11 protein-coding genes are annotated in these 24,107 nt (G+C 45.8%); all 11 read right to left on the bottom strand.

The features are described 5' to 3' along the window. Position 1 precedes the first annotated feature (1 nt). Complete coding sequence (locus H8716_RS14945; protein WP_117547089.1) at positions 2 to 922, bottom strand: YodL domain-containing protein; 921 nt, start codon at positions 920 to 922, stop codon at positions 2 to 4. Beyond that, positions 919 to 1,170: a transposon-transfer assisting family protein gene (locus H8716_RS14940; RefSeq protein WP_015540966.1), complete on the bottom strand. Its 252-nt coding sequence runs from the start codon at positions 1,168 to 1,170 to the stop codon at positions 919 to 921. Before H8716_RS14940 ends, H8716_RS14945 begins: the two co-directional genes overlap by 4 nt. Further along, the gene (locus H8716_RS14935; RefSeq protein ID WP_249309817.1) at positions 1,167 to 6,524 is read right to left on the bottom strand and encodes a DUF3849 domain-containing protein; all 5,358 of its coding nucleotides are present in this window, start codon (positions 6,522 to 6,524) and stop codon (positions 1,167 to 1,169) included. Before H8716_RS14935 ends, H8716_RS14940 begins: the two co-directional genes overlap by 4 nt. A 56-nt stretch (positions 6,525 to 6,580) precedes the next feature. Then, positions 6,581 to 14,782: a DEAD/DEAH box helicase family protein gene (locus H8716_RS18150; protein WP_330606652.1), complete on the bottom strand. Its 8,202-nt coding sequence runs from the start codon at positions 14,780 to 14,782 to the stop codon at positions 6,581 to 6,583. Between the two features lie 18 nt (positions 14,783 to 14,800). Then, positions 14,801 to 16,897, bottom strand: a complete 2,097-nt coding sequence (locus H8716_RS14915; protein WP_249309815.1) for a DNA topoisomerase 3 — start codon at positions 16,895 to 16,897, stop codon at positions 14,801 to 14,803. 89 nt (positions 16,898 to 16,986) lie between these two features. After that, a complete protein-coding gene (locus H8716_RS14910) occupies positions 16,987 to 17,670 on the bottom strand; it encodes a CD1107 family mobile element protein (RefSeq protein ID WP_187558413.1) in 684 nt (227 codons plus the stop codon). Beyond that, entirely contained in the window at positions 17,660 to 17,998 is a 339-nt protein-coding gene (locus tag H8716_RS14905; protein WP_117640121.1) for a DUF4315 family protein, read from the bottom strand. Before H8716_RS14905 ends, H8716_RS14910 begins: the two co-directional genes overlap by 11 nt. 17 nt (positions 17,999 to 18,015) lie before the next feature. Then, entirely contained in the window at positions 18,016 to 20,487 is a 2,472-nt protein-coding gene (locus tag H8716_RS14900; RefSeq protein ID WP_249309814.1) for a C40 family peptidase, read from the bottom strand. 32 nt (positions 20,488 to 20,519) lie between these two features. Next, entirely contained in the window at positions 20,520 to 20,831 is a 312-nt protein-coding gene (locus H8716_RS14895) for a hypothetical protein (RefSeq protein WP_005338478.1), read from the bottom strand. Positions 20,832 to 20,925: 94 nt separating this feature from the next. After that, on the bottom strand, positions 20,926 to 23,745 hold the full coding sequence (locus H8716_RS14890) for a VirB4-like conjugal transfer ATPase, CD1110 family (protein ID WP_249309813.1): 2,820 nt from the start codon (positions 23,743 to 23,745) through the stop codon (positions 20,926 to 20,928). Next, positions 23,723 to 24,097, bottom strand: coding sequence for a PrgI family protein (locus tag H8716_RS14885; RefSeq protein WP_117547081.1), 375 nt, complete (start codon positions 24,095 to 24,097; stop codon positions 23,723 to 23,725). Before H8716_RS14885 ends, H8716_RS14890 begins: the two co-directional genes overlap by 23 nt. Positions 24,098 to 24,107 lie beyond the last annotated feature (10 nt).

The raw sequence follows: 24,107 nt of genomic DNA, 5'->3' as shown, positions 1-24,107 counted from the left end.
TTTACTTCTTCTTCCTTTCCATTTCTTCTTCCATCGCCTTCTGTTGTTGTGGCTGTCCTTTGCCTTGACTGGCTATCTTCTTCTGATGATTGCGGAGCCGTTTCAGTACCGATCTCCGTGGAGCGTTCTTATCCTTTTTCTTTGGAGTGTTGTTCATCAGTCCGTCAATCATATTGTAATTGGCTTCTTCTGCCATCTCTGCACTGCGAAGATATTCTCCATTATCCATGACCTTCTGCCAGTTTGCCAGCTCTGGTTTCTTCTTTTGTGTTTCTCCGGATTGTAATTGTTCGGTCTGGGATTGTACCTGCATTTCCTGTTGTTTCTTTTGTTCCTGTGCCTGCTCTGCCTGTTGCTGCATGAAGTTCTGGATGTTCCGTCTGGCTTCTTCATCAAAGCCATTGTAACAGTCATTCATAACTACGGCACCTTCTTCACTAAGAATCACATAGGCTGCTCTTGTCCCATACTCCTCATGTTCCATCAGAAACCATTTCTTTTCGTTCATCAGGATATAATCCTGTGCAAGCCATGTCCCTTTCTTTCCTTCGATTTCATATCCGGTCGTATCAATGGAGAGTCTGGTATCGGAAGAACTTTTGATTGTGAGAAATTCCGGAATGATGATAAAACCATCTTTGTTGACATAGTAAGCTGTGGTTTTTCCATCGTCGGTGATGACGATCACATCACTGCAACCAATGGAATGACCTCTGAAGTTCTTCGGTCGCTGTTTCTGTAAACGGAGTTTAATGTCAGCCGGAGTTTCCCCCGGCTGGATTCTTCCAATATACACCTGCTGATAGTTTTCTATCTGGACTGTTCTTCCTTCGCCTTTCAGTTTCTCGTAAGAACGGAAACGGACATCCCGGTACTCTGGGGTATCTTTTACCTGATATACTGCACACTGACTTGTACTCATTCTTCTTCCTCCTCTTCCAGTTCCATTTTATATTCTTCCAGATCCATAAGAAAAACCTCATATCCTTCATCACTCATGCAGAACAGTTTTCTTATGGTATTGCAGACAAGCCCGATCATATCTGCATCGCCTTTCAAAAAAGGAATGATATGGTCGATTGCCTCCATTGTGTCATTTCGGTTTCCTTTATCAAACATTGCGGTTACTAAACATTCATCCGCATCAAAGTTCATCGCCAGATCCATCATAATTCCACCTCTCCCTTCTTATGTGTCTTGGATTTTTCCGTTGTCTTATTCTGCTCCTGTGCTTTTGCCCTTGCCTGAAAATCTTTTAAAGACTGCAGCACAGACTTCTTCACTTCACCTTTTGCTCTGCTTGCAGGTTCCGCTTTTTGTGGCTGGCTCTGACTTACAGATACCGCCTGCTCTGCCCTTCTGTCTGCCGTAATCGCAGAAGGTTTCTCTCCACTTTCTATTACTGTTTCTGCCGCATGTTCCGTTTCCTGCACCCTTCCATGCTTTTCATCCAGATACTTTTCCATATCTGTGATTGCTTTCTGCACCAGAGGGCTTTCTTTATAGTGTGGAATCATATCTATCAGATCACGCCGTATCCGGTCTGCACTCATCAACTCATATTCCCCAGAATAATCTTCATCACCATCTTGCAGATCAAATCCGATTCCTTTAATCCCATGCAGTCTCTCTGCTGGGATACTCTCATATATTTTAATGGCTTCTTCTAAAGTGAGGTTATTATGGTACTCTCCCATGACTGGAAACTCCATGCACTCTGCGACATAAAAACTGATCGTGGCTTCTGGCTGTTCCTGCTCCGGCTGTTTGTCAAAGATAGAAAATCTCTCTGCGTCCTCCAGACGTGAAAGTAAAGAATGGGCAGTTATAATATCGCTGTCTATATCGGATTCTTCAGATACCTCAAGCAGCCAGTCCTTGACAGCCTCTGTTTTCTTATTCAAAATATCCTCCGTGAGTTTCTCCACCTGTTCTTCTCTATTTTCAACCGTATCGTTATACTCATAGGTATCAACGTCATAGCTAAAATTATCCAGATCCACGGCAAGTTTTTTAATCTCCTGCTGGTCAAGATATTTTTCAGATTCTTTTATATACTCTGCCAGAGTGATTCGCTCCTCTGCAATCGGGTTAATGTCCACCTGGATTCCTGCCATCGCTATGCCGGATTCATTTAAGGCATTGAAAAAGCTATCTTCTCGAATATCACCTTTATAGGAAAGAACCACATCAAGGTCAGAATCTTCCCGGTAAAGGTCTTGTCTGCTTCTGGAACCATACACCCTTGCAGCAAGCAGCTCTACCTCTTGTTCCATTCCCATATCTTCTAATACTGCCTGTGCATGATACAGGACACCTCTTTCAACTTCTGCCCTGCTCAGGCTATTTAATGCCCGTTCATTTCTTCCAATCTCCGAAGTCGCACGAAGTTCCCCCTCCTGCAATAAATCCTTAGAGTGCTGGATCGTCATTTCTTCAAATTCTTTATAATCCACTTTGACACATTCCATGTCATCCATTCTTTCACTTTTAAGGATTTCATAAGCTGCTTCCTGAATGGATGCGTCTGGATTATCGTAATCACCACCCTGAATTTCATGCAGGTCAGAGTCATAAAAAATAAACGAACATCCTTCTTCTGTTGCCTGAATAGTCAGATACCCTTTGCTCCTGGTAAACTGCATTGCAATTCCTTCATAGGTTTGCAGTGCTTCTTTCCTGCGAAATCCTTCAAAAATACTTGCCGGGCAGTTCTTTTCTAATTGCACCCGCTGCATCTGTTCTTCCTGAACTTCTTCCACATCTGCCATCAGTTCTTCATAATCCACTACTTTTGCATCTTCCAGCGAGTACCCTTTATCTTCTAAAATATCACTGGCGGCTTCATCCACATAGATTGTCGGATTGTCATAGATTCCTCCATCATCCTCCTGATAATCTTCATTGTAAAACGTATAATCATAGCCATCTTCTACGGTCTGGATTGTAAAGTATTGTTTTCCAATCTGATATGCAATCTGCACCTCATTCCACTCCAGTATATTTTCCATTTTATTTACCGCTTCATATATTTCCGGATTCAGCCACCCTCCGATCTGTTCATATGCATGGGTAAGCTGATCTATTCCGTTTTCACACCGGATAAAATCCATGCTTTCCTGCATTGTTTCCGTATTCTGGATACCAAGCACTTTTTTCTGATGATTTGGCAAACGTAAATATTCCTGCATCGCTTCATCCAGTGATTCATACCGGTTTACTTTTACTACACCCTCTGCATTTACATCTTCCATCACATAAAAATTATCAATGTAATGAATCTCTGGCATTTTTAACTTTATGCCTTCCGGCAGCTGCACCTCACTGACTGCATGAAAATTAAATCGGACATCTGTTCCAGATTCATTTTTTCCTTCCATCGTTTCTTCCCAGGTATCTTTCTGCACTGCCTGTACTTCTTCGATTGTAAGTGTCTGTCCACTCCGCAGGGTTACAGCAGAATCTTTCGGGAATTCCGGCAAGTCATAAAGTGTTGTTCCATTTTCCTGCAAATATTCTAATACAGCTTCCAATGCTCCTGCATCAAACCCATTCCATAAGTCCTCCGCTACAAGCTGTCCATTTTCTGCTACGATAATGCCTGCCACATCGGAACCAAATTCATCATGTTCCATTAAGAAAAACTTCTCCCCGGCATATTCCTTTTCATCAACCGTATGCCATGTCCCGTTATGTCCTTCTGCTTCATATCCTCTTGTCTCTGCCGTGATCGTCACTTCGTTTTCTCCTATCGCCTGTTCTATCCTCTGCATCCGGATCTCAGCTCTTGCCATGTCGATAAACCCATCTAAAACTGCCGGGTGGCTTTCGATCACATAATCCAGATTCAGATTTCTGCCCCGGCTGATATTTTCCGGGACTTCGATATGCTCCGCCCAGTCTTTGTTCTGTCTGGAGAATCTTCCATCATGGGAAAGTTCACGGATGGTGTTTGCCATAACAAAATTCATACGTTCTTCCCCAAAGCGTTCCACGGCTTCTTTTGCCGCATCCTGCTTTAAGTGCAGTCCGTCAAAATTCTCCCGGATGGTTTCTTCGATTGCCTTCTTGCAGTCCAGGTTTAACTTTCTGGAATCCAAATAGGCATCTACATCCCGTTCTCCCATTGCCTGTTCCAATGTTCCTTTATAAACTGGCGGATATGCCCTGACGGAATTATGTTCCAGCATGTTCCTTCTCTGCTGGACAAACTCCGGAAGTTCCTGAAATCCAAAAGAATCTACATAATAGGCTGTGATCTCTGCACCCCTGTTTATCACGATCACATCACTTACCGATAATGAATGTCCACGGAAATCTTCTGGTCGGTCAATGTTAAAGCGTTCAAATATATTTTCTAACGTGATCGTTGGCATCCATGGTGCTGCATAAACCATCCGGTAATCCTTTCCGTCAATGGTATATCCCAGACTCTTTGCGGATTCCATTCCCATAAACTGATAAGTATGCTCATCTCCACTATCCATCTGATAAATGGCAAACCTTCCGCTTTCTCCATGCAGAAGAAGTGTCTCATCAATCCTTTCTGCACTCTGCTGTTCCAGTGCCTCCTGCTTTGTAGCAGAGGCTTCTCTTTCTTTCTGCACTTCCCATTCTGTTTCTGTGATTCCAAAGATACCGTCATATCCAAGAATTGCATTTTCTGTGTCTACAAGTGTGGATTCTGCCAGTTGCGGATTGTCGGAATTTCCATGTAACACATAAATTTCTGCCCCTCCACGGTACAATTCATATGCCCGGTCTTTCGTAAGCGGAAGCATATGGTCTAACCGGATTCCTGCCTCGTGCATTTCGGTAAAACCGATCATGCCATCCGGAAAATTGTCAATCTGTGCCTGTGTTTCATTCATAAGGCTCCTCGTATATTCACTTCCCGGTCTGCGGATTGCCGTCATCATACGGTTCACCAGTCCAAGCACTTCATCTTTGTTATCCATCTTATATGCAAAATTTACAATAAGATTTCTCTGGGAATCTGTGAAATCTCCCGTATTGGCAGCTTCTGCTGTTTCAATCAGACGGTGGGCATACTGCATGGCTGTTTCTTCTGCAATTTCCGGTTCCTTCGCTGGGAAGTTCGCCCTCGCTGCCTGGATCACTTCATACACCAGCTTTGAACCGGCTTCATCATAAGATTCCCTCATATCCCATACCAGGTCATTCAGTCTTTCCACCTGTCCAGGGAAGGTTTCTGCATATTCATTTACAAATGCCTTTTCATTTTCCGAAAAAATATTTCTTGGAAACTCTGCTTTTTGCACCAACATCTCTGCCTGATCTTTCGGAGAAAGGTCAGAAAAATAAGTAATGCCTGTGTCAGCATCATATTCCACATCATAAAAATCAATCGGATAGTTCTCTCCGTGCCCACTGCTGTCATACAGTGGTGTGACGGCAGCACCTTTTTCTTCCAGAAAACTTTCCAGTGGTTTTTCATTTTCCTCTATCTCACCACTTTCCAGAAGGCGGACGTATTCACCCACATTCTGCTCTAATTGTTCCCTGCTCATGTTTTCGATCAGATCATAAGTAAACTCGGAACCCATGCTGCCTGAAAGATGCAGAATTAAATCTTCCTTATGAAAAGTATCCCGGATTGGTCTTTCCATTTCCAGCTCGTGCATCTGTGTCTCGATATTCTCAATGACTTCCGCAGACGTTTTCCGGATGGTATCCATAGATGCCCGGAGTGCTTTCATATCCTTGCTCTCACACCAGCTGGCAATATAGGTAAAAGAGTATTCTGAAGTATCCAGACCAAAGTGGTTGCAGACAATATAGGCAATACTTTCTGCTTCTACTTCTTTGGTTGTCCGGTCTTTTAAAATCCCTTCCGCATCCATTACCTCCCGGTCATGCAGCAATGCGTGGCTTACTTCATGGACTCCGGTTTTCATGGTCTGGAGATTACTCATATTTTCCTGAATTGCGATATATTTTTCTGTCTGATGATAATACCCCTTTGCTTCCCCTTCTATCTCCATCATGCGGATTGGCACAGGGGAAATGTTCTGCAATGCTTCCATGAACGTGTCATAAAACTGTACGCTCCCGGTAAGTTCCGGTACTTCCAGCTCTGCAATCGGTTCTCCCTCTGTCTGGCTGACATCAAATACTGTTGTCACACGGAACCTTGGAATGACCATCTCAACAATCTCTGTTTCCGGCTGACCGTCATCCCCGATCACCGGCTCTTTGGTCACCAGGTCAATCTTTTCAATCTCCTGTTTCTCACGGATGGGTGCCGGTGCGATGATCTGGATTCCTTTTTCCCCTCTCTTTACATGGCGGTTAAACTTCTTCTGCCATGCCTGATACCCTGCCACCAGAGTAGCCTCCGGTTTCTGCATGGTGATCAGAAGGGTGTTATTAAAACTGTAATTATGGAACTTGGACATGGTATTCAGATATTCCGTATACCGTTCCGAAGTAAAAATCTCCTTTACGCCCTGTTCCAGACGTTCCGATATTTCCTTTAACTGTTTCTCTATATTATTTGCCATATAAAAATCCTCCTTTTGGATGTTTCCCGCCAGAGAACCCTCTGACGGGAAAACTTTTATAACTCCTGCTCGTGTTTCTTCTTTGCCGGCTTCTGTACAGTCGGCTGTTGTAGTGCGTTTTGCTGTGCTTTCTCCTGCTTCAGACGGTCTACGATGGAAGGCTTATGTATGTTATCTGCGATTTCCGGCAGTTCCCGTTCTCCCACAGATTCTCTCTTATTGCTTTCCGCACTCGCTTCCCTGCCAATATCTTCATCTGCCATGATGGTTTCATTTCCCTTCTCGTCCATATTTAACAGGGAATTTAACTCCGATAACCGTTCCATCTTTTCATTCAGTTCTGCCTCTTTTGGAAACGGCTTTTTCACTTCTTCCTGTGCAGTCGCAAGCTGCTGTTGTACCGTTTCCAGTTTCTGCTCACTCTCTGCCAACTTTTTCTCGATAGAAGAAAAAGCATTGTGAATACGCTGGATATTTCCTGCGGGGTCTTTTCCAATCTCCAGCTTATAGGAACATTTTCCTTTGACCGTCAGTTCAAATGTATGGGTGAATGCATTAAACGTTGCTGACAGACGAAATCCATGATACTCCCCGACTTTGCCGCCGGTACTGACTGTCTTTAATCCTGCACAGGCTGCAAGTAACGCTTCCCCTGCCTCCTTTTTATCTGCATAATTGACATTCCCTACGTTCATAACAAAAGCATCATTGTCCTGTAAATCCACGCTTTTTATGACCTGCAAGTCTGCCTGCATCCCGGCAATCCGTTCCTTCAATGCACTGATCTGTACTGGGAAATTCTTTGCAATATCGGATTCCAAGCGGTAGATCTGACTGGTATGGTTCGCCTTTAAGAGCTTTAATTTACTGACCTGCACATCCAGATCCATCTTTTCCTTGATATACGGATTTCCTGTGGCAAGTGCCTTGATCTCGGCATAGGAAAGTGCCGTATCATCCACATCTTCACAGGCCCTGACCGGGGATTTACTGGTCATGATCTGGCTGATGAACTTCTGCTTGTTCTCCAGAATCTGCCACATGTACGCATCAAATGTATTTTCCGTAACGTACCGGAAGATCTTTACCTTCTCATTCTGGTTTCCCTGTCGTAAGATTCGACCTTCCTGCTGTTCCAGATCGGACGGCTTCCACGGGCAGTCCAGATGGTGCAAGGCAATCAATCGGTCCTGCACATTAGTACCGGCACCAAGTTTCGGTGTGGAACCCATCAGGATTCTCACCTGCCCGGCTCTTACCTTTGCAAAAAGGTCAGCTTTTTTTGCTTCCGTGTTATATTCATGGATAAAAGCAACTTCCTCTTTCGGTACACCTCTGGCAACCAGCTTCTCCCGCACATCATCGTACACATTGAAACTGCCATCCTCTTTCGGTGTGGACAGGTCACAGAAGATTAGCTGTGTTGTACGGTCTGCTTTTCCTTCCTCCCATACCTGATACGCATTTTTTACGCAGGTATTGACCTTGCTTGTTTCATCGTCCGGAAGAAGTTCATTTAATAATCTCTGGTCAAGGGCACATTTTCTTCCATCGTTCGTGATCTTCAGCATGTTATCCTCGGTTGGATTCACTAAGCCTGCCCTTACGCTTTCCGCACGTTCCGAAAATGCCCCGACCATTTCCTGCTGTTCCTCGCTTGGTTTTAAGACTTCGTTGATAAACTCTGCTTCCGGTACAGGAAGGTTCAGCATATCCGATGTCTGGATGTCCGCAGCTTCCTTAAATATGGAGATCAGCTCCGGAAGATTAAAAAAACGGGCAAACCGTGTTTTCGCACGATAGCCCGTTCCTTCCGGTGATAATTCGATTGCGGTCACTGTCTCCCCGAACGTTGCCGCCCAGGAATCAAAATGTCCCATGCCCATACGCATGAGTGTGTCATACTGGAGATAACGCATGATAGTGTAAAGTTCTGTCATACTATTTGACACGGGAGTACCTGTCGCAAAAGTGATCCCCCTGCCGCCGGTCAGTTCATCCATGTATCTGCACTTCATAAACATATCCGAACTTTTCTGTGCATCGGTCTGGGAAATTCCTGCCACGTTCCGCATTTTTGTATATAAAAAAAGGTTCTTGAATGAATGGCTCTCATCCACAAACAGCCTGTCTACTCCCAGCTGTTCAAATGTCACAACATCATCCTTTCTGGTCTGGTCATTGAGTTTTTTCATCTTTGCCTGTAAGCTCTTTTTTGTTTTTTCCAGCTGTTTGACCGTATAATTCTGCCCTGCCTGCCGTCCTGCTTCCTCGATAGAGAACGTAATATCTGCGATCTGCTGTTCCAGCATGGCAATCTGCCGTTCTCTGGAAAGAGGGATTTTCTCAAATTGTGTATGCCCGATAATCACGGCATCGTAATCCCCGGTCGCAATACGGGAACAAAACCGTTTTCGGTTTGCCGGTTCAAAGTCCTTCTTTGTAGCAACCAGGATATTTGCTCCCGGATAAAGGCGTAAGAAGTCACTTCCCCACTGTTCCGTCAGATGGTTCGGCACGACATAAAGGTTTTTTTGTGACAGTCCCAGACGCTTCGCTTCCATACCGGCTGCGATCATCTGGAACGTCTTTCCAGCTCCTACACAGTGGGCCAGCAGAGTATTGTTCCCATACAACACATGAGCCACCGCATTTTTCTGGTGCGGCATCAGGGTGATTTCCGGATTCATACCTACAAACTGGATATGGCTTCCATCGTATTCTCTTGGACGGATACTGTTAAACCGTTCATTATAGATCTGGCATAAATCTTCCCTGCGGTGCATGTCTTTGAATATCCAGGACTTAAATTCCTCCCGAATCAATTCCTGTTTCTGCTGTGCAAGCATCGTTTCTTTCCGGTTCAATTCCCGGTGTTCCCCGTCCGCATCCTGCACCGTATCATAAATCTTGGTATCCCTAAGATTTAAGGCATCTTCCAGCAAACGGTACGCATTTGCCCTCTGTGTTCCATAAGTAGAAGTAACAAGAGCATTTCCATAGCTGTCTATACTTTTTCCTGTGACATTCCACTGCCCGGTCACTTCGGCATACTGGACTTTGATCCGGTCCCCGACATAATATCTTGGTGTATGGAATGTCTCTGCCATGAACTGTGTGATATAGTCCTCCGAAATCCAGGTTGCACCAAGCCTTGCCTCAATCTCTGACGCATCCAGGTCTTTGGGCTGTACCTGCTCTAAATACTGCACGTTTACAATGTATTCCGGATGATTTTCGGCAAACTGTTTCGCAATCCGCAGCTTTTCCCTTACATTCCCGGAAAGGTACTCATCCGATGGCTCCCATTTTTCACCGATTGGATTCTTAAAGATGACTCCTGCAAGTTCCTCCGTCAGTTCCTCTTCCGTTTTCCCGGAAAGCTGTGACATATACGCAAGGTCAACCCCGGCTCTTTCTCCGATAGATACGGCAAGTGCTTCACTGGCTGTATCAACAGAAGTCACGGTTTCTGCCCGGCGGATGGTTCTCTTGGTAAAAATATCTGCCTTCCGTTTCAGTTCTCCCTTATCATCCAGAAATTCCAGAGATGTTAAAAGACAATAGCTGCTGTCCTGGCTAAATGCCCTTTTATTGGCATTACTGCTGAGCAGACCATACTTTGCTGTGAACGTATCGTATTCTTCATTGAGTTTCCCCTGAAGCTGTGTGATCTGCTCATCGCTTCCCTCGGTCATCTGACACTGAATCAGGGCATTCGTCGCATCACGGATCTTTACCATGCCTTTTACACGCTCGGTCGTTGCCGCCGGGAGTTCCATCCGGTTCATCACAGAGTTTTCCCGGTAATACACTTCCTCATTGACCACCGTAAAACTGAAATTCTTTACCTCCAGGTCTGCCGGAATGGACACCACATCTTCTTCCAGTTCCGTATCGGAAAGTTCCAGCTCCGTAATGGTTCCGTGGATATGCTTTACTGCTTCCTTTAACTGTTCCTCTAAGGTGACTCCCTCTTTTGCTCTTACAGTTACTTCCTGTTTTCCATACTGGGTACTCTCCGTTGTAAACTCCCCAAGCACCATTTCCGGATGCTCTGCAAAATACGCATTGACCGAATATCCTTCGGCAGTTTCCTTCAGATGTATCCAGTCCGGTTCCTCGATGGAAGCCCTGTCTCTTTTCTGGAAAAATAAAATATCGGAGACAACACCTGTATTGGCATTTCTCTGGAACGCATTATTTGGAAGGCGGATCGCCCCTAATAACTCTGCCCGGTTTGCAAGGTACTGTCGGACTGCCGGATTTTGTTTATCCATCGTCCCACTGGAAGTCACCACAGCCACCACTCCGCCGGGACGAATCAGGTCAAGGGATTTTGCGATAAAGTAATCATGGATCAGAAAATGGTGGCGGTCATATCTGCGGTCACTGACCTGATATGCCCCAAATGGTACATTCCCGATCACGCAGTCAAAAAAGCTGTCCGGGTAATCTGTTTCCTCAAATCCCTGTATGGCAATCTTATTTTTCTGGTAAAGCTGCCTTGCAATCCTGCCGGAAACCGGGTCAAGCTCCACACCATACATTTTTGCCTTGTTCATGCTCTCCGGGATCAAACCCATAAAGTTACCGACACCACATGATGGCTCCAGAATATTTCCCTGCTTCAGTCCCATGTTCTCCAGTGCTTCATACATACTACTAATCACAGTTGGCGAAGTATAAAACGCATTTAAGGTCGATGCCCTTGCCGCACTGTATTCTTCTGCTGACAGAGTGTTCTTTAACTCCAGATATTCCTCTGCCCAGCTGCTGTTGTTTTCCTCAAATGCCTGTGGGATACCGCCCCATCCGACATAGCGGGATAAGATTTCCTGTTCCTGTGGCGTTGCCAGTCGTTCTTCCTTCTCCAAAGTCTGCAATAAATGGATGGCTTCCATATTTGCCTGATACTTTGCTTTCGGTCCGCCAGCACCAAGGTCATGATCCTGGATGCGGAAGTTATGCGGTTCCGTTACAATCTTCTCCTGTTCCTGTTTTACATACGGCAGAAACTCTCCCTCGTATCCAAACAGTTCATTTTCTCCCGGAATATAGTTGCGTCCGGTTTCCAGACACCGGAATATATCTGCGGTCGGTGCGTTGCAGACTGCATAAAACTCCTCATAAGAATATTTCGGAAAATCTTCGGTATGATAGGTGGATAAATGCAGTTCTGTATTGGAACGGGTCTGAGCTACCAGTTCTTTTCCTTCCAGTCCTTCCGGTAATACTCCAACGGCTTCAAAATGATAACCCTGATACTCGAAAACACCTTCGTCCCAGGAATCCGCAAGCTGTTCTGCAGTCTTTCTATCTGCACTACTTTCTGGTTTCTCTACTTCAATTTGCTCTGATACTTCTACAATGTCTTCGTCTGTCAGAAGTTCCTCCTGTTCCTCAGTCTCAGAAACAGATTCTCCCTCAGTGGTTATCTCCACTTCCTCGGTTTCGTCCACATCCGACATATCTATCTCGGTCGGTTCAGACAATGCCCTTGTATCCAGATAATCAAACATAGACATCTGATGCCCAGATAGCCCTGCTTCTGAAAAAGATGTTTCCACTTCCGGAATTGGAAAGATCGTATAAATTCCTTCTGCATACTGATGAAGTTCTGAAAGAATCCCTGCTTTCTGCTGATAGTCTGTCCCATAGGCTTCAAAGTCTAATGGCAGAGCTGCCAATGCCGCATCCATTTTTTCAAGTAGTTCTTCTGTGCTTTCCGGATTATTCAGCACCTCCATGATCTCCTTTCTGGGTGCTTCCCAGAAAAAATCCTCTTCAAAAGGACGGTCAATATCTTCTGGCAGACGGTTATAAAAGTTCAACACCTTTGTTGCCATCTGCTCCCGTTCATATTCTGGCATATGGACATAATCCTCTGCCTGCAAGAACTTGTCATTCTTTATCAGATACTCTACCCGTCTTGCCACTTTATTCCACGGTAAGGTAATGGAAGTATGCGGATTTCCAAAATTTCCTCTGGCAAGAACCAAACCTTTCCCGTCATAGTCTGCATGGGAATTATCCGCACCGGAAAGTGCGTGGCTGCATCCGCCGATGCCATACTGCTCTTTTATAAAGTCAGCCCTTGCTTTTTCCTCCGTATGTAACAGATAAAAGGAATATGTCCTGAGCCTGCCTTCGGAATACGCCCCACCTCTGGCAAGAAATGCGTCGATCTCGTCCTGTGTAATGAACATCTGCTGTTCTTTCCATGCAAATCCCTCTCTCGCCTGGTATGGAATCACCTCATCTGCAAACTTCTGGAACTGTCTGGAGATATTGACCGGATTATAATGATGGAAACGCATAAGAGAATTGTCCGTCTCGTAGGCTTCTGCCAGTGCTTCCAGTCTTTCATTCAAATCCGAAAGCCACTCTGAATCTTGCAGTTTTTCAGTAAGATAATCCGTGATTTTCGGATAAATACTGCGAAGATGCGGCAGGTCTGCTTCATCAAAGACAATCTCTGCCACACCTTCTGCCATATCCCCTTTCATATAGGCAAGTGCCTGTGCGTGTTCCTTCAGGGCATTGTCCCTTGCCGCATCCAATACCGACTGCGGGGCATATTCTCCCTGATCTAAAAGCTGATGGATACGTCTGCTGACATCTTTCCAAGATAAAAAGGCTTTATCCAGAATCTGGTCTGCCACCGTGTGCCCGACTGCGATCTGCATCCCGGTTTCATCAAACCAGACGGAATATTCCCTTCCATCCATCTGAAAACCTTTGCCGCCTTTTCCATACTCACGCTTTACAAACTCCGTGTATTCTCCCGGTGACTGTTCACTCATAAAGTTATAGATGATACGCAGCTGGCTTCCTGTCCGGTTTCCTCCCGTCCGTAAAATATCATCCACAACACTTTCCGGAATAGGAATCTCCCCGGCATATAAAGCAGCTACCCTTTCACCAATCTGCCTTTTCTGTTCATTTGCTGTGGGATATTCGGGCAAAGATAAAGCAGAGGCGATTTCTTCCTCTGCTTTGCTCAGTCCATCTTCTCTTGTATCTTCAACTAGCTGTATACCAATTCCGTCAAGATGCTCTCTTCCGCTGTTGCCATCAGTGCGTTCATATGTGCTGTCCAGGCCATCGGGTCTGCTTCCTTGTCCGGTGCCGGATGGTTCTTCAGCAGTTTCTCCATCTGGCTGTCCATCCTCTCCTGTGCTGCCTTCTCGATCTCTGCCAGATGGCTGTTCAGCTTTCCTGTCAGGAACAGGCTCTGATACAGGCTGTTCTTGTGTTCCTTCAGGAATGTTCTCCGAAGCATCCCGTATTTCCCGATTGTCACTTCTTCCTCCTCTACGGTCAGGTTCGGAAACAGGTAATCCCCCTTGCGATGATATGTCAGTTCCATAGTCGGTTCCTCCTTCATTCTCGATATTTTCTTCTTTGTTGTTTTCTACATCCTGATTTTTATTTTCACGCATTAATGTGTTAAAGTTATTATAATTCCTTTCATTGGAAATTTCAACCTCTTTTCTGGCTTCTTCCAGAGAAATTTTATGTACCGTCCTTCCAATGTCGATCAGAACACTCTCACTGATCTGGCTTGCTGCATTTCCAAGAAAGGTCAGTACAGACAGCCGGTTATAATCGGTGATGTGCATAAAATCCTCTTCTTCCAGAAGCTCCATCGGTTCCAGACCACACCGTCTGCAAAGCATGTAATATACGCTGTCCGTTGCAAGCTGGCGGAAATCACTGCGGATCGTAACTTCATCCAGATCTTCCAGATACGTTCCTTCCGCTGCATACTCCAAGCCGTCCAGATATTCTTCCAGACTGTCTGCGACCATTTCCCTTGCAACCGCCATCAACGCATCCGATAAACTCCCGGTATCTTTTTCTTCCAGACCATACGCTTCTACCAGATGGGTAAGGATCTCTTCCTGCTGATGTTCCTGCATCTGCCACAGGTAAGGGCTTCTTCCGCCTGCCACCATGTGCGTATCTGAAATATCAAACACATACCGGAGTCTGGCATTGTGACCATTCTCGTCAAGCAGGGCGATTCCTCTTGCTCCCCGGTTTACCCAGCGGAACATCTTCTCATTCCACAGTTCCAGGGACGCACAGGCGGTTGCCTGTGGATGCTGTGCGTGGATCAGTAACTGGTCTGTAAAAGGATACCGGTACAGTCTCGCTGCGGTATCCATGTAACCCATCCAGTCCCTTGGTGAACTGCTCACCGATGTCGCATGTTCCTGTGCCAATTCCCGGATGTCCTGTAATTTCGACATACTGCCTACCTCCTTGCCTTATTTCTTTTTCTTCTTTGGAAATTCCAGATGGAACCTTGGCTTTCCATCCTCCAGTGTCAGCAAAAGGTCTGCGTCAAACTTTATATCTTTTTTTCTGGAATACAGCCCTTTTACATGGGTGCAGGCTTTATCAAGAAGCTCCACTGCCATCTTTTTATCCAAAGTTTTCTCCATGCTCCCTAAGAAACGGTTTTCTTTCCAGAGGGCAAAATCACACTGCCTGTTGGAACAGTAAAAATTCTGTTTCCCTTCAAAAACATCCGAACCGCAGACCGGACACTTACCGATCACTTCCCTTGCCTTCTGGAATCTTCTCCTTTCTTCTTCCGGTATCTCCCTGCATACAGAAAGGATCTTACCAACTAAAGAAGTGATCTCACCCATAAACTGTGTATCTGTGATCTGCCCTTTTTCCATCATTAAAAGCTGATTCTCCCATTCGGCAGTCATTGCGGCAGATTTCAGATAAGCCGGCATAACATTTACCAGTTCCCTGCCCTCTGTGCTTGGCACGATCTGCTTTCCTTTTCTTACCGCATAGCCGGAAGAAACCAGTTTTTCAATGATACCTGCCCTGGTTGCCGGAGTCCCCAGTCCTTTCTTCTCTGTCTCCGAATCGAAGTCTTTATTCCCTGCGGTTTCCATGGCGGCAAGGAGGGTGTCTTCATTGAATGGTTTGGGCGGGGAAGTAAAATGCACTGTCTTTTCTGCCTTTACCGGAGAAAGCGTCATTCCTTCTTCATAGCCATATGGAATGGAAGTTTCTTTTTCCGTTTCTTCTTCCGGCTTGGCTTTCACGCACTGGTTCTTAAAAGCATTTCCCGCCTCTTTAAATCCCATCTGCACCGGCACTTTTCCTCTGGCGGTAAAATCATGTTCCTGACATTTGACCGTAATATCAGTCTGCTCATACTGATACTCTTCCCCGGTTGCCTGCACCAGCTGCTGGCAGACCAGCATCATCAGGTTCTTTTTGTCCGCTGGCAGATCAGAGATTCCTTTTTCTACGGCTTCTTTGGTTGGAAGAATCGCATGATGGTCGGATACTTTTGCATTGTTGATCACTCTGGTGATATTATGTCCCAGCTGTCCATAATCCAGGAACGGAAGTAAGACTGGCATTTTCCCTACCAGTTTCTCTACGGTATCCCTCATATCCTCCGTCACAAACTGGCTGTCCGTTCTTGGATAAGTGACCAGCTTTTCTTCATATAATTCCTGCAGCATATCCAGTGTTTTCTTTGCCGTATAGCCAAAGTAACGGTTTGCTTCCCTTTGCAGGCTGGTCAGATCATAAAGTTTAGGAGGAAATGCTTTCTTTTGTTCCTTCTTTACCTGTGTAATCACAGCTTCCGAACCCATACATAAGGAAGCAAGGAGATCGGCGGCTTCCTCATTTGCAATATTTTCAGAAACCACCGTAAGCCTTCCGTCTGTCAGTGCTACTTTATAAAAGGCTTCTTTCTGAAAATGCTCAATCTTATCCTGACGTTCTGCAAGCATGGCAAGCGTTGGCGTCTGCACCCTGCCCACAACCAGACGTTTAAAATAACAGGTCGTATATGCCCTGGTTCCGTTCATTCCGATCAGCCAGTCTGCCTGTGCCCTGCATACCGCAGCCATGCAGATATTCCGGTATTCCTCTGCTCCTTTCATTGTCTGAAAACCTGTCCGGATTGCCGTATCCTCCATGGAACTGATCCATAAACGCTTCACCGGTTTCCTGCATCCGGCAAGGTCATACACTCTCTGGAAGATCAGTTCCCCTTCCCTTCCTGCATCACAGCCATTTACCAGATAGTCCACATCTGCCCGGTTCATCAGGCTTTTTAACACATCAAACTGTTTCTTCTTATCTCTGGAAACTTTCAACTTCCAGACCTGCGGAAGAATCGGAAGGTCATCAAACTGCCATTTCTCATATTTGGAATCGTATTCTTCCGGCTGTGCATACTCTGCCAGATGCCCAAGGCACCAGCTGACAATACAGCTCTCTCCCTCTAAATATCCGTCCCCTTTCTTATAAGCTGACAGGTTTTTGGCATAACTCTGTGCCACACTTGGTTTCTCTGCGATCACTAAAAATTTTGACATACGCTTTTTTGTCCTTTCTGAAAAAAGGGCAGCCAAACTGCTCTGGCCGCCCCTGTCCTTATTTTGGTTGCTTCTTTGGAGATGGAAGTTTATTCTTCTTCCTCATCCTCTTCTTCATTTACATACGGTCCGTCAGAGAACTCCAGCTGTTCGCTTACATAGTCCTCCTCTTTGCCACGTCCATGCTTTTTATAAACAGCGATACCTGCCACTCCAAGAATCACTGCAAGTACGATTGCTCCAAGTCCTTTTACATTCATTCCTGTCTTTTCTTCTTTCTTCACTTCGGTTTCCTCCTCTACTGCCGGGGTAGTTTCCGGTGTGGTTTCCGGAATCACTACGGTTGATTCTTCGGTTTCTTTGCTCTTTTCTGTCTCATCCAGAAATTCTGCCAGGTCATTCTCATCGACCAGGGACATCATGTACACGTTTTCTGTATTGCTGGAACGGTCAATGACCATGTAAAACGTATTTCCCTTCTTGGTCTGGATGGTAAGGAACTGTTTCGTATCATCATTTTCCTTATCATCCACCAGCTGGGCATTTCCCGGAGTAGAAAAAGCAGAATTATCCCCTTCTCCGGTGACCCTTACGATATCCTCTTTCTTCTCCGTATCTTCTGTTGATTCTGTTGTTGTTTCTTCTACTACCTGTGTCGTTGTCTCCTCCGCCGGTGGGTTTGCATTTGCGTAAACCGTAGCAATGGATGTCCCGGAGATCATGGTGACTGCCATGGCAATCATAAGCAGTTTCTTTACCACTTTATTCCTCATCGTCTAAAACCTCTCTTTCTGTCATCTGACCAACAGATGGTCTATGAACTTCTGCGTTGTTTTCCTTTTTCTGCGGAGCTTTTGCATCCTCCACCGTAATACCGCCATCCTCATCCATCTGGATCGTAACGGTTCCTTTCTGAATCCCGTCAAGCAGGACAAGCAGGCTGCGGCTGTCCAGCTTCATGGAACGGAACGACTTAACGATCTCTATATCTTCCATCTGCTGTCTCAATGTATTCTGCCGCTTCAGGTGTTCCTGTAATTCAGCAATCTTATCCTCCGTTTTCTGAATATCATCCAGAAGTTTTTTTAATTTCATGTTCATCTGCCCTGTCACCTCCTCTAATGCAGACGACCAAACGCCATAAAATGTTCCTGCCAGTAGGCACTTGCGATGCTCGTATACTGGACAGGCTTGCCACAGTGGATCATCATGTTATTGCCGACATAGATTCCCACATGGCTTGCTCCCGGTGTGTCATAGGTTCCTTGGAAGAAGATCAGATCTCCCGGTTTTGCCTCCGATGGAGATACCTGCGAACAGTGTGACCGCAGCTCATCTGCAGTACATCTTCCGACATTCCATCCATTTCCACAGTTATTGATAACCCAGCTCACAAAACCGGAACAGTCAAAACCACTTGGGGAATAACCGCCCCATACATATGGAACACCCAGATATTTTTCTGCTTCCTGTATCATTTTTGCAAACTGTGGATCAGATAAAGCATCTGCCGGTATGTCATAACCAAATCCACTGCTTCCGGTGGGTATGCTGTTTAGATCAAACAGATAATCACGGTTGCCGTAATATTTGTTATACGCATCGTAGCGTTCCTGTTCTTCCTCTGTCATACGGCTCCTTAACACGGCATCCAGGCTGTGGTTTGTCATCGTTACATCCAGGCGGTTCACTTCTTTTGTGGTCGTGACCTGCACTTCCTGGCTTCCATTACTGTCTGCTATGTAGGCTTCCCATGTCTGGTGTCCATGTGCGGATGCCGCCGCATGATTGTCATAGTAAACATCGAACTGTACCCCATATCTTGCAAACGCTCCAGTATCTTCTACTACATATTCCACACCGTTCATGACTACATGTGTTCCGATCGGCACAAATGGGTTCGCTGCATCCACGGCAATCGTATGGTTTGCTGTCGGCATCGCCCCACTGGCTGTCGGTCCGCCACTCCACTGCCCACAGCAGATCGGGCAGTTACAGTATCCACTCGTCACAACCTGTCCCAAGGATTCCCCTACCCGGACCGTCTTGGTTTCCGTAACCGTCTCTCTGGTAGAGTCTGTGGTGATCCCATACTGCTGTCGGAAGATTTCCTTAATCTCCTCTGCCACTTCCTCGTAAGTGAAGCCGCCATATTTTACCGTAAGATAAGAGATCAGCTGATATGGGTTATGACCGATCTCATCAATCTGATACCGGTATTCATCGTAATCCGGATGGGTGGATTCCATTTGGTTGATCTGTGTATTCAGTGCTTCTTCCAAGGCACGGTACGCATTTTCAGCGGCATAAATATCTTCATCCGTACTGGAATAGCTAGTAGAGATGATCGCTGAGGAAGCTCCCTGCAAGGATGCCGTACAGCTGGTAAAACTGGCTGCGATCAGCACAAAGATCAGGGCAAAGACTGCTACCGTGGCAAAAATTCCCCGGTTCTGTGCCATCACCATCTTGACCGCATCTTTCGCTTTTTCCGTAAACTTCTGTGCGGAAGTGATCGCTGCATCCTTTACTTTTTTACTCTGTCTGGCTGCCTGATACTGCTTCTGGTAACGCTTCTTCTGAAAGAGTTTCTGCAGGGCAGATTTCTTTTTCTTCTCTGCTTCTCTTTTCACTGCGTCCTTCGCTTCATTTCCATAGGCAGTCTCAAATACCAGCCTGCTCCTTTCTGCTTCATCCAGGACGCTTTCTTTTAATCTCCGGGATTCTTCCCTCCGCCCTTTCAGCTGTTCCCGCATGTAGATGGATTTCCTTGCAAGGCTTTCCCCGGCAAGTTCTGCCCGGTGTGCCCCTTCCACTGCCGCATTTTCATCCTCTTCTTCATGCGTTTTCCAGTGTGCTACCGTGACTGCCGCATCTTTGACTGCCGATGCCGGATTCCGGATACCGATCCCGGCACCATGTACCATGCCGTTACCTTCATCACCAAAAGACAAACGGGAAACTTTTTTCCGCTGTTCCTTCAGCACCCATTCCCTTTTGGACTTGCCTTTGATCTCCTCCTGGAACTCATCCAGGGAATCTTCCATCACTTCGGAAGTTTCCCGGTAACGGGCAGATTCTCTTTTGGCTGCTTTTTCTTCTCTGGAAGCCTCCTTTTCCTTCCTTCTTTCCTTTGCAGCATAATCCCTGACCATCTTTTTCTTCCGAAGATCCCGGCTGTCCGCAACTGTCTCCAGATATGCCCGTTCCCCTCTTGGCTGTCCACGGATACTCTCTGTGCGAAAGGCAGATTTGGGATTTTCTCCATTTTCAACGGAAACATCTCCCTCTGTTTTCACCTCTTCATCCATATCTGGTTTTATATCCTGGTCGGATACATGTTCCCTGCTATATCTGGGTTTTCTGGAACTCTGCTCCGGCTGTTCCATCCCCCGTTCTTCTTTCCGCCGTTCCTGTCTGCGTTTACTGAAATCCAGTTCCTCTTTCTTCTCACTGCGGGGAATCTCGGTATCCGTATCCCGTCCGGTGATCCTTTTTTCTTCCTTGTTCCGGAGGTTTTCTTCCCGCAGACCATCCCGGCTCATCTTCTGGACGGTTTTATCTCTCGCCTTATACTCATGCTCCTGCAACTTTGACCATCCCCTTTACTGCTTTGTCCCGGTTATTCTGTCTTATCCTGATAGTCCTCCCATTTCTCCAACACTTCATCTGCCATCCCTGCAATGGAATCCGTCAGCTTGTCTGTCATTCGCTCACTTAAAGTTCCCCTTACAGCCAGACAAGATGTAATTCCCATGAAATCAATCAGTTCCGCCAGATAGATAAGGTCATCCATCATTTCATCAGCCGTCACTTTTTCCTTTGTGTCCTTTTCCATTTTCAAAATCTCCTTTTCATTGTCTGCACAGATTCTTTCTGCAAATATGCAGCAAGGTTCGCCGCTGCATCTCTCCATGTTTCTGTAATCTTCCATCTTGTAATCCTCCATGATTTCCAGGCAGAAAAATTGCCGGAAGTATTCCTCCGGCTCATCCTCTACTCTGTTTTATTTTGTTTCGTTTATTTCTTTAATCGTCCCGTTCTCCGATACCAAGTTTCTTACGCTTTTCCACCTCATCCGGCTTGGAAGTCATCAGGGCATACAGCATCAGGGAATTATCAAACTTATCCTTGAACGGGATAATGGTGCTGCCATAAAAGACCAGTCCCTCACCTTCCCCGCTGTTCGTTACATAAGAAAGCTGGTGAGGGGAAATGTTGAGCTGTTTTGCAAGGATCTGTCTGTCACCAGATGCCTGGTTGAGCATCAGGATAAAGTCCGAGTTTTCAAAGATGTTCTCAATCTCCCGGCTGGCTAACAGGTCTTTTACGTTCTGTGTGATACCCGTAGGGATACCACCCCATTTACGGAAACGCTTCCAGATCTCCACACTGTATGCTGCCGTCTGCTCCTCTTTTAAGAGCAGATGGAACTCATCAATGTAATATCTGGTACTCTTATTCGCAGAACGGTTGACCGTTACCCTGTTCCACACCTGGTCCTGCACGATCAGCATACCCAGTTTTTTCAGCTGTTTTCCCAGATCCTTAATGTCAAAACATACGATACGGTTACTCAGTTCCACGTTGGTTCTATGGTTAAACACTTTTAAGGAACCATTGACGTAAATCTCCAGTGCCGTTGCCAGACGCTGTGCTTCCTGCTCTTTCTGATTACGGAGAAGATTATATAAATCCTCTAAAATCGGCATTTTTTCCGGTACCGGGTCAGAAAGGAAATCCTGATAGACCAGCCTTACGCATCGGTCAATGACGGTCTTTTCAACCGGCTCCAGTCCGTTCTTTCCGCCTACTACCAGCTCACAAAGAGACAGGATGAAGTCCGATTTTAAGGAAAGCGGGTCATCATCGTCAGCGTAATCCAGGTTAATATCCATCGGATTGATATAATCGTGGCTGGTCGGGGAAATACGGATCACCTGTCCATGAAATGCCCGGACTAACGGATAATACTCCCCCTCCGGGTCACAGACGATAATGTCATCTTTCGTCACGATAAATGCATTTGCAATCTCTCGTTTTGCCGCAAACGACTTACCGGAACCCGGTGTACCAAGAATCAGTCCGTTCGGGTTCTTCAGTTTCTTCCTGTCTGCCATGATAAGGTTATTGGACAGGGCATTTAATCCATAATAAATAGATTCCCCAGCCATAAATAATTCCTGTGTGGTAAACGGGACAAAAATTGCCGTGGATGTCGTTGTCAGTGCCCGTTTGATCGGTACAAAATTCACCGCAAGCGGCAGGCAGCTCATCAGTCCCGGCTCCTGCTGGTAATCCAGCCGTTTCAATGCACAGTTATATTTCTGTGCGATACCGGCAGTCTGGAACACCACATTTTCCAGTTCCTGTTTGGTCGGTGCAGTATTTAAGAACAATGCTGTTACAAGGAACATTCGCTCATTTCTGGACTGTAGATCTTCCAGAAGCCTTTTTGCTTCCCCACCGTATGTATTTAAGTCCGAAGGAATAATGTCCATGTCATAGCCTGCCCGGACTGCTTTTTTCTGTTCCTCGATCTTCATACGGTTAATATCCGTCACCTTGCTTTTTACCAGCTTGATTGCCTTCATCTGGTCGATGGACTGGATATGGAAATTCACCATCAGGTTGCTGTCCATCTCCAAAAACTCTGCCAGCATCTTGTCGGTAAGTTCCGGTGCAAGGATCTGTAAATAGGAAACAGCTCCCATCGTGCCGCCCATCTCAAAATCTTTTCCATTCTTAAATACAAAACTGGTCGGTGCGACATAATCCTTGGTACTAAGCCCTGTCCGAAGTACATCGTCATAAGAGAAATGGAACGGAACTTTGCTGTCCTGGTTAAAGATTTCATACATGATCTGTAACCGTTCCTCTCCGTTCAGCGGATAGGCAGATACCCCAAGGATCTTAAAGTTATTCAGAATATCCGACTCGATACGTTCCAGTTTTGGCCGTGCTTCCCGGATATTCTCCGCTTCAATCCCAAATGTGATATATTTGGTACGCATCAGCCCGTTATTTCCTTTTGCCAGCTGGTTATTGAGCATCTGGGCAAACTCCATACGTAGGTCATCAAATTCATCCTCCTGCGGATTGATATGGATGATCTTCTCATACTCTGCCATGTTGCTGTGCTGGTTGATAAAAGACAGCTGAAAATGAATTGTGCTGTCAAAGTAATTCAGGAAATCACACCAGTTTTCAAAGATGGCGTTCTTATCTTCATTCTGTGCCAGCTGATAGTTGATGTCATAAAAACGGATCGTCTTGGAATAAAACTTGTCCTGCACCCGGCAGATACCGTCCCTTCCCATCTCATGGTATGGAATCGACTGCTGTGCAGTGATCCTCTTATCTCTGGCACTATCCGGTGTTTTCTTTCCTGTCCCACTGCCTTTCGTTCCGGAAACCACTTTTCCTGCCGGACGCTGCCCCGACGGTGCTGCGACAGATCTGCTCTTTTTCTTTTTTGCGTTTTTCTTTGCGTCACGCACTGCCTGCTTTTCTGCTCTGGCTGCCAGCTTTGCTTCCCTTTTTGCATTTTTCTTATCCGCTTTTTCATGTTCCTTATGCAGTTTTTCTTCATATTTCTGTGCCCTTTTGAGGGCTTTCTTTTCCCTGCGTGTCAGTTTCCGGTTCGGTCTGCGGACACCTCTTTGCCGTTCCAGTGCTTCATACCCTGTCACTATAGGCTCATCATGCAGTCTGCCGCTTACTGGTTTTCTTTTCATTGCGGGGTCTGGAAGTTCTTCTTCTCCATCCTCCTCATCCAGCCAGTAATCATCCGGATATAATTCGTCTAAGCTCTGTGGCGGCTGTCTATCGTTTTTTCTTTTTAACACCCTTCGTTCCCCCTTTCTTCTTTTTGACCACGGTATACTTTTTCTCGTACATATTTTCCATCTGGTACTTGCGTACCGGAGGACGGATAAATTTTACGGTGATCATATTTTTTAAGACCTTTTCTAACGGGAGTCCATCCTTCTCATACATGGCAAACAAAAATGCCGGAAGCATCAGAAGGCACATCCCGGTCGCTGCGTTACTGGAACCAATAATTCCCCTGCTTAAGAAATAAAACGGAAGCCCTACCGCCGCCGCAATCCCAAAGCAGATCAGCTGCCGTTTCGTCAGATTGAAAATGATCTTATTCTTGACCTTGGTTAAGTCTTTAGGCACAGATACAAATGCCATTGCCAGTTCC

Source organism: Jingyaoa shaoxingensis (assembly GCF_014385005.1).
GTDB lineage: Bacteria > Bacillota > Clostridia > Lachnospirales > Lachnospiraceae > Marvinbryantia > Marvinbryantia shaoxingensis.
The sequence above is the reverse complement of the archived record's forward strand: the minus strand, read 5'-3'. Positions and strand labels throughout refer to the sequence as shown.

Bases quoted from the DNA above. Each gene is read 5' to 3' on its own strand.
- H8716_RS14945 (WP_117547089.1), bottom strand. From the start codon at position 922: ATGAGTACAAGTCAGTGTGCAGTATATCAGGTAAAAGATACCCCAGAG.
- H8716_RS14940 (WP_015540966.1), bottom strand. From the start codon at position 1,170: ATGATGGATCTGGCGATGAACTTTGATGCGGATGAATGTTTAGTAACC.
- H8716_RS14935 (WP_249309817.1), bottom strand. From the start codon at position 6,524: ATGGCAAATAATATAGAGAAACAGTTAAAGGAAATATCGGAACGTCTG.
- H8716_RS18150 (WP_330606652.1), bottom strand. From the start codon at position 14,782: ATGTCGAAATTACAGGACATCCGGGAATTGGCACAGGAACATGCGACA.
- H8716_RS14915 (WP_249309815.1), bottom strand. From the start codon at position 16,897: ATGTCAAAATTTTTAGTGATCGCAGAGAAACCAAGTGTGGCACAGAGT.
- H8716_RS14910 (WP_187558413.1), bottom strand. From the start codon at position 17,670: ATGAGGAATAAAGTGGTAAAGAAACTGCTTATGATTGCCATGGCAGTC.
- H8716_RS14905 (WP_117640121.1), bottom strand. From the start codon at position 17,998: ATGAACATGAAATTAAAAAAACTTCTGGATGATATTCAGAAAACGGAG.
- H8716_RS14895 (WP_005338478.1), bottom strand. From the start codon at position 20,831: ATGGAAGATTACAGAAACATGGAGAGATGCAGCGGCGAACCTTGCTGC.
- H8716_RS14885 (WP_117547081.1), bottom strand. From the start codon at position 24,097: ATGGCATTTGTATCTGTGCCTAAAGACTTAACCAAGGTCAAGAATAAG.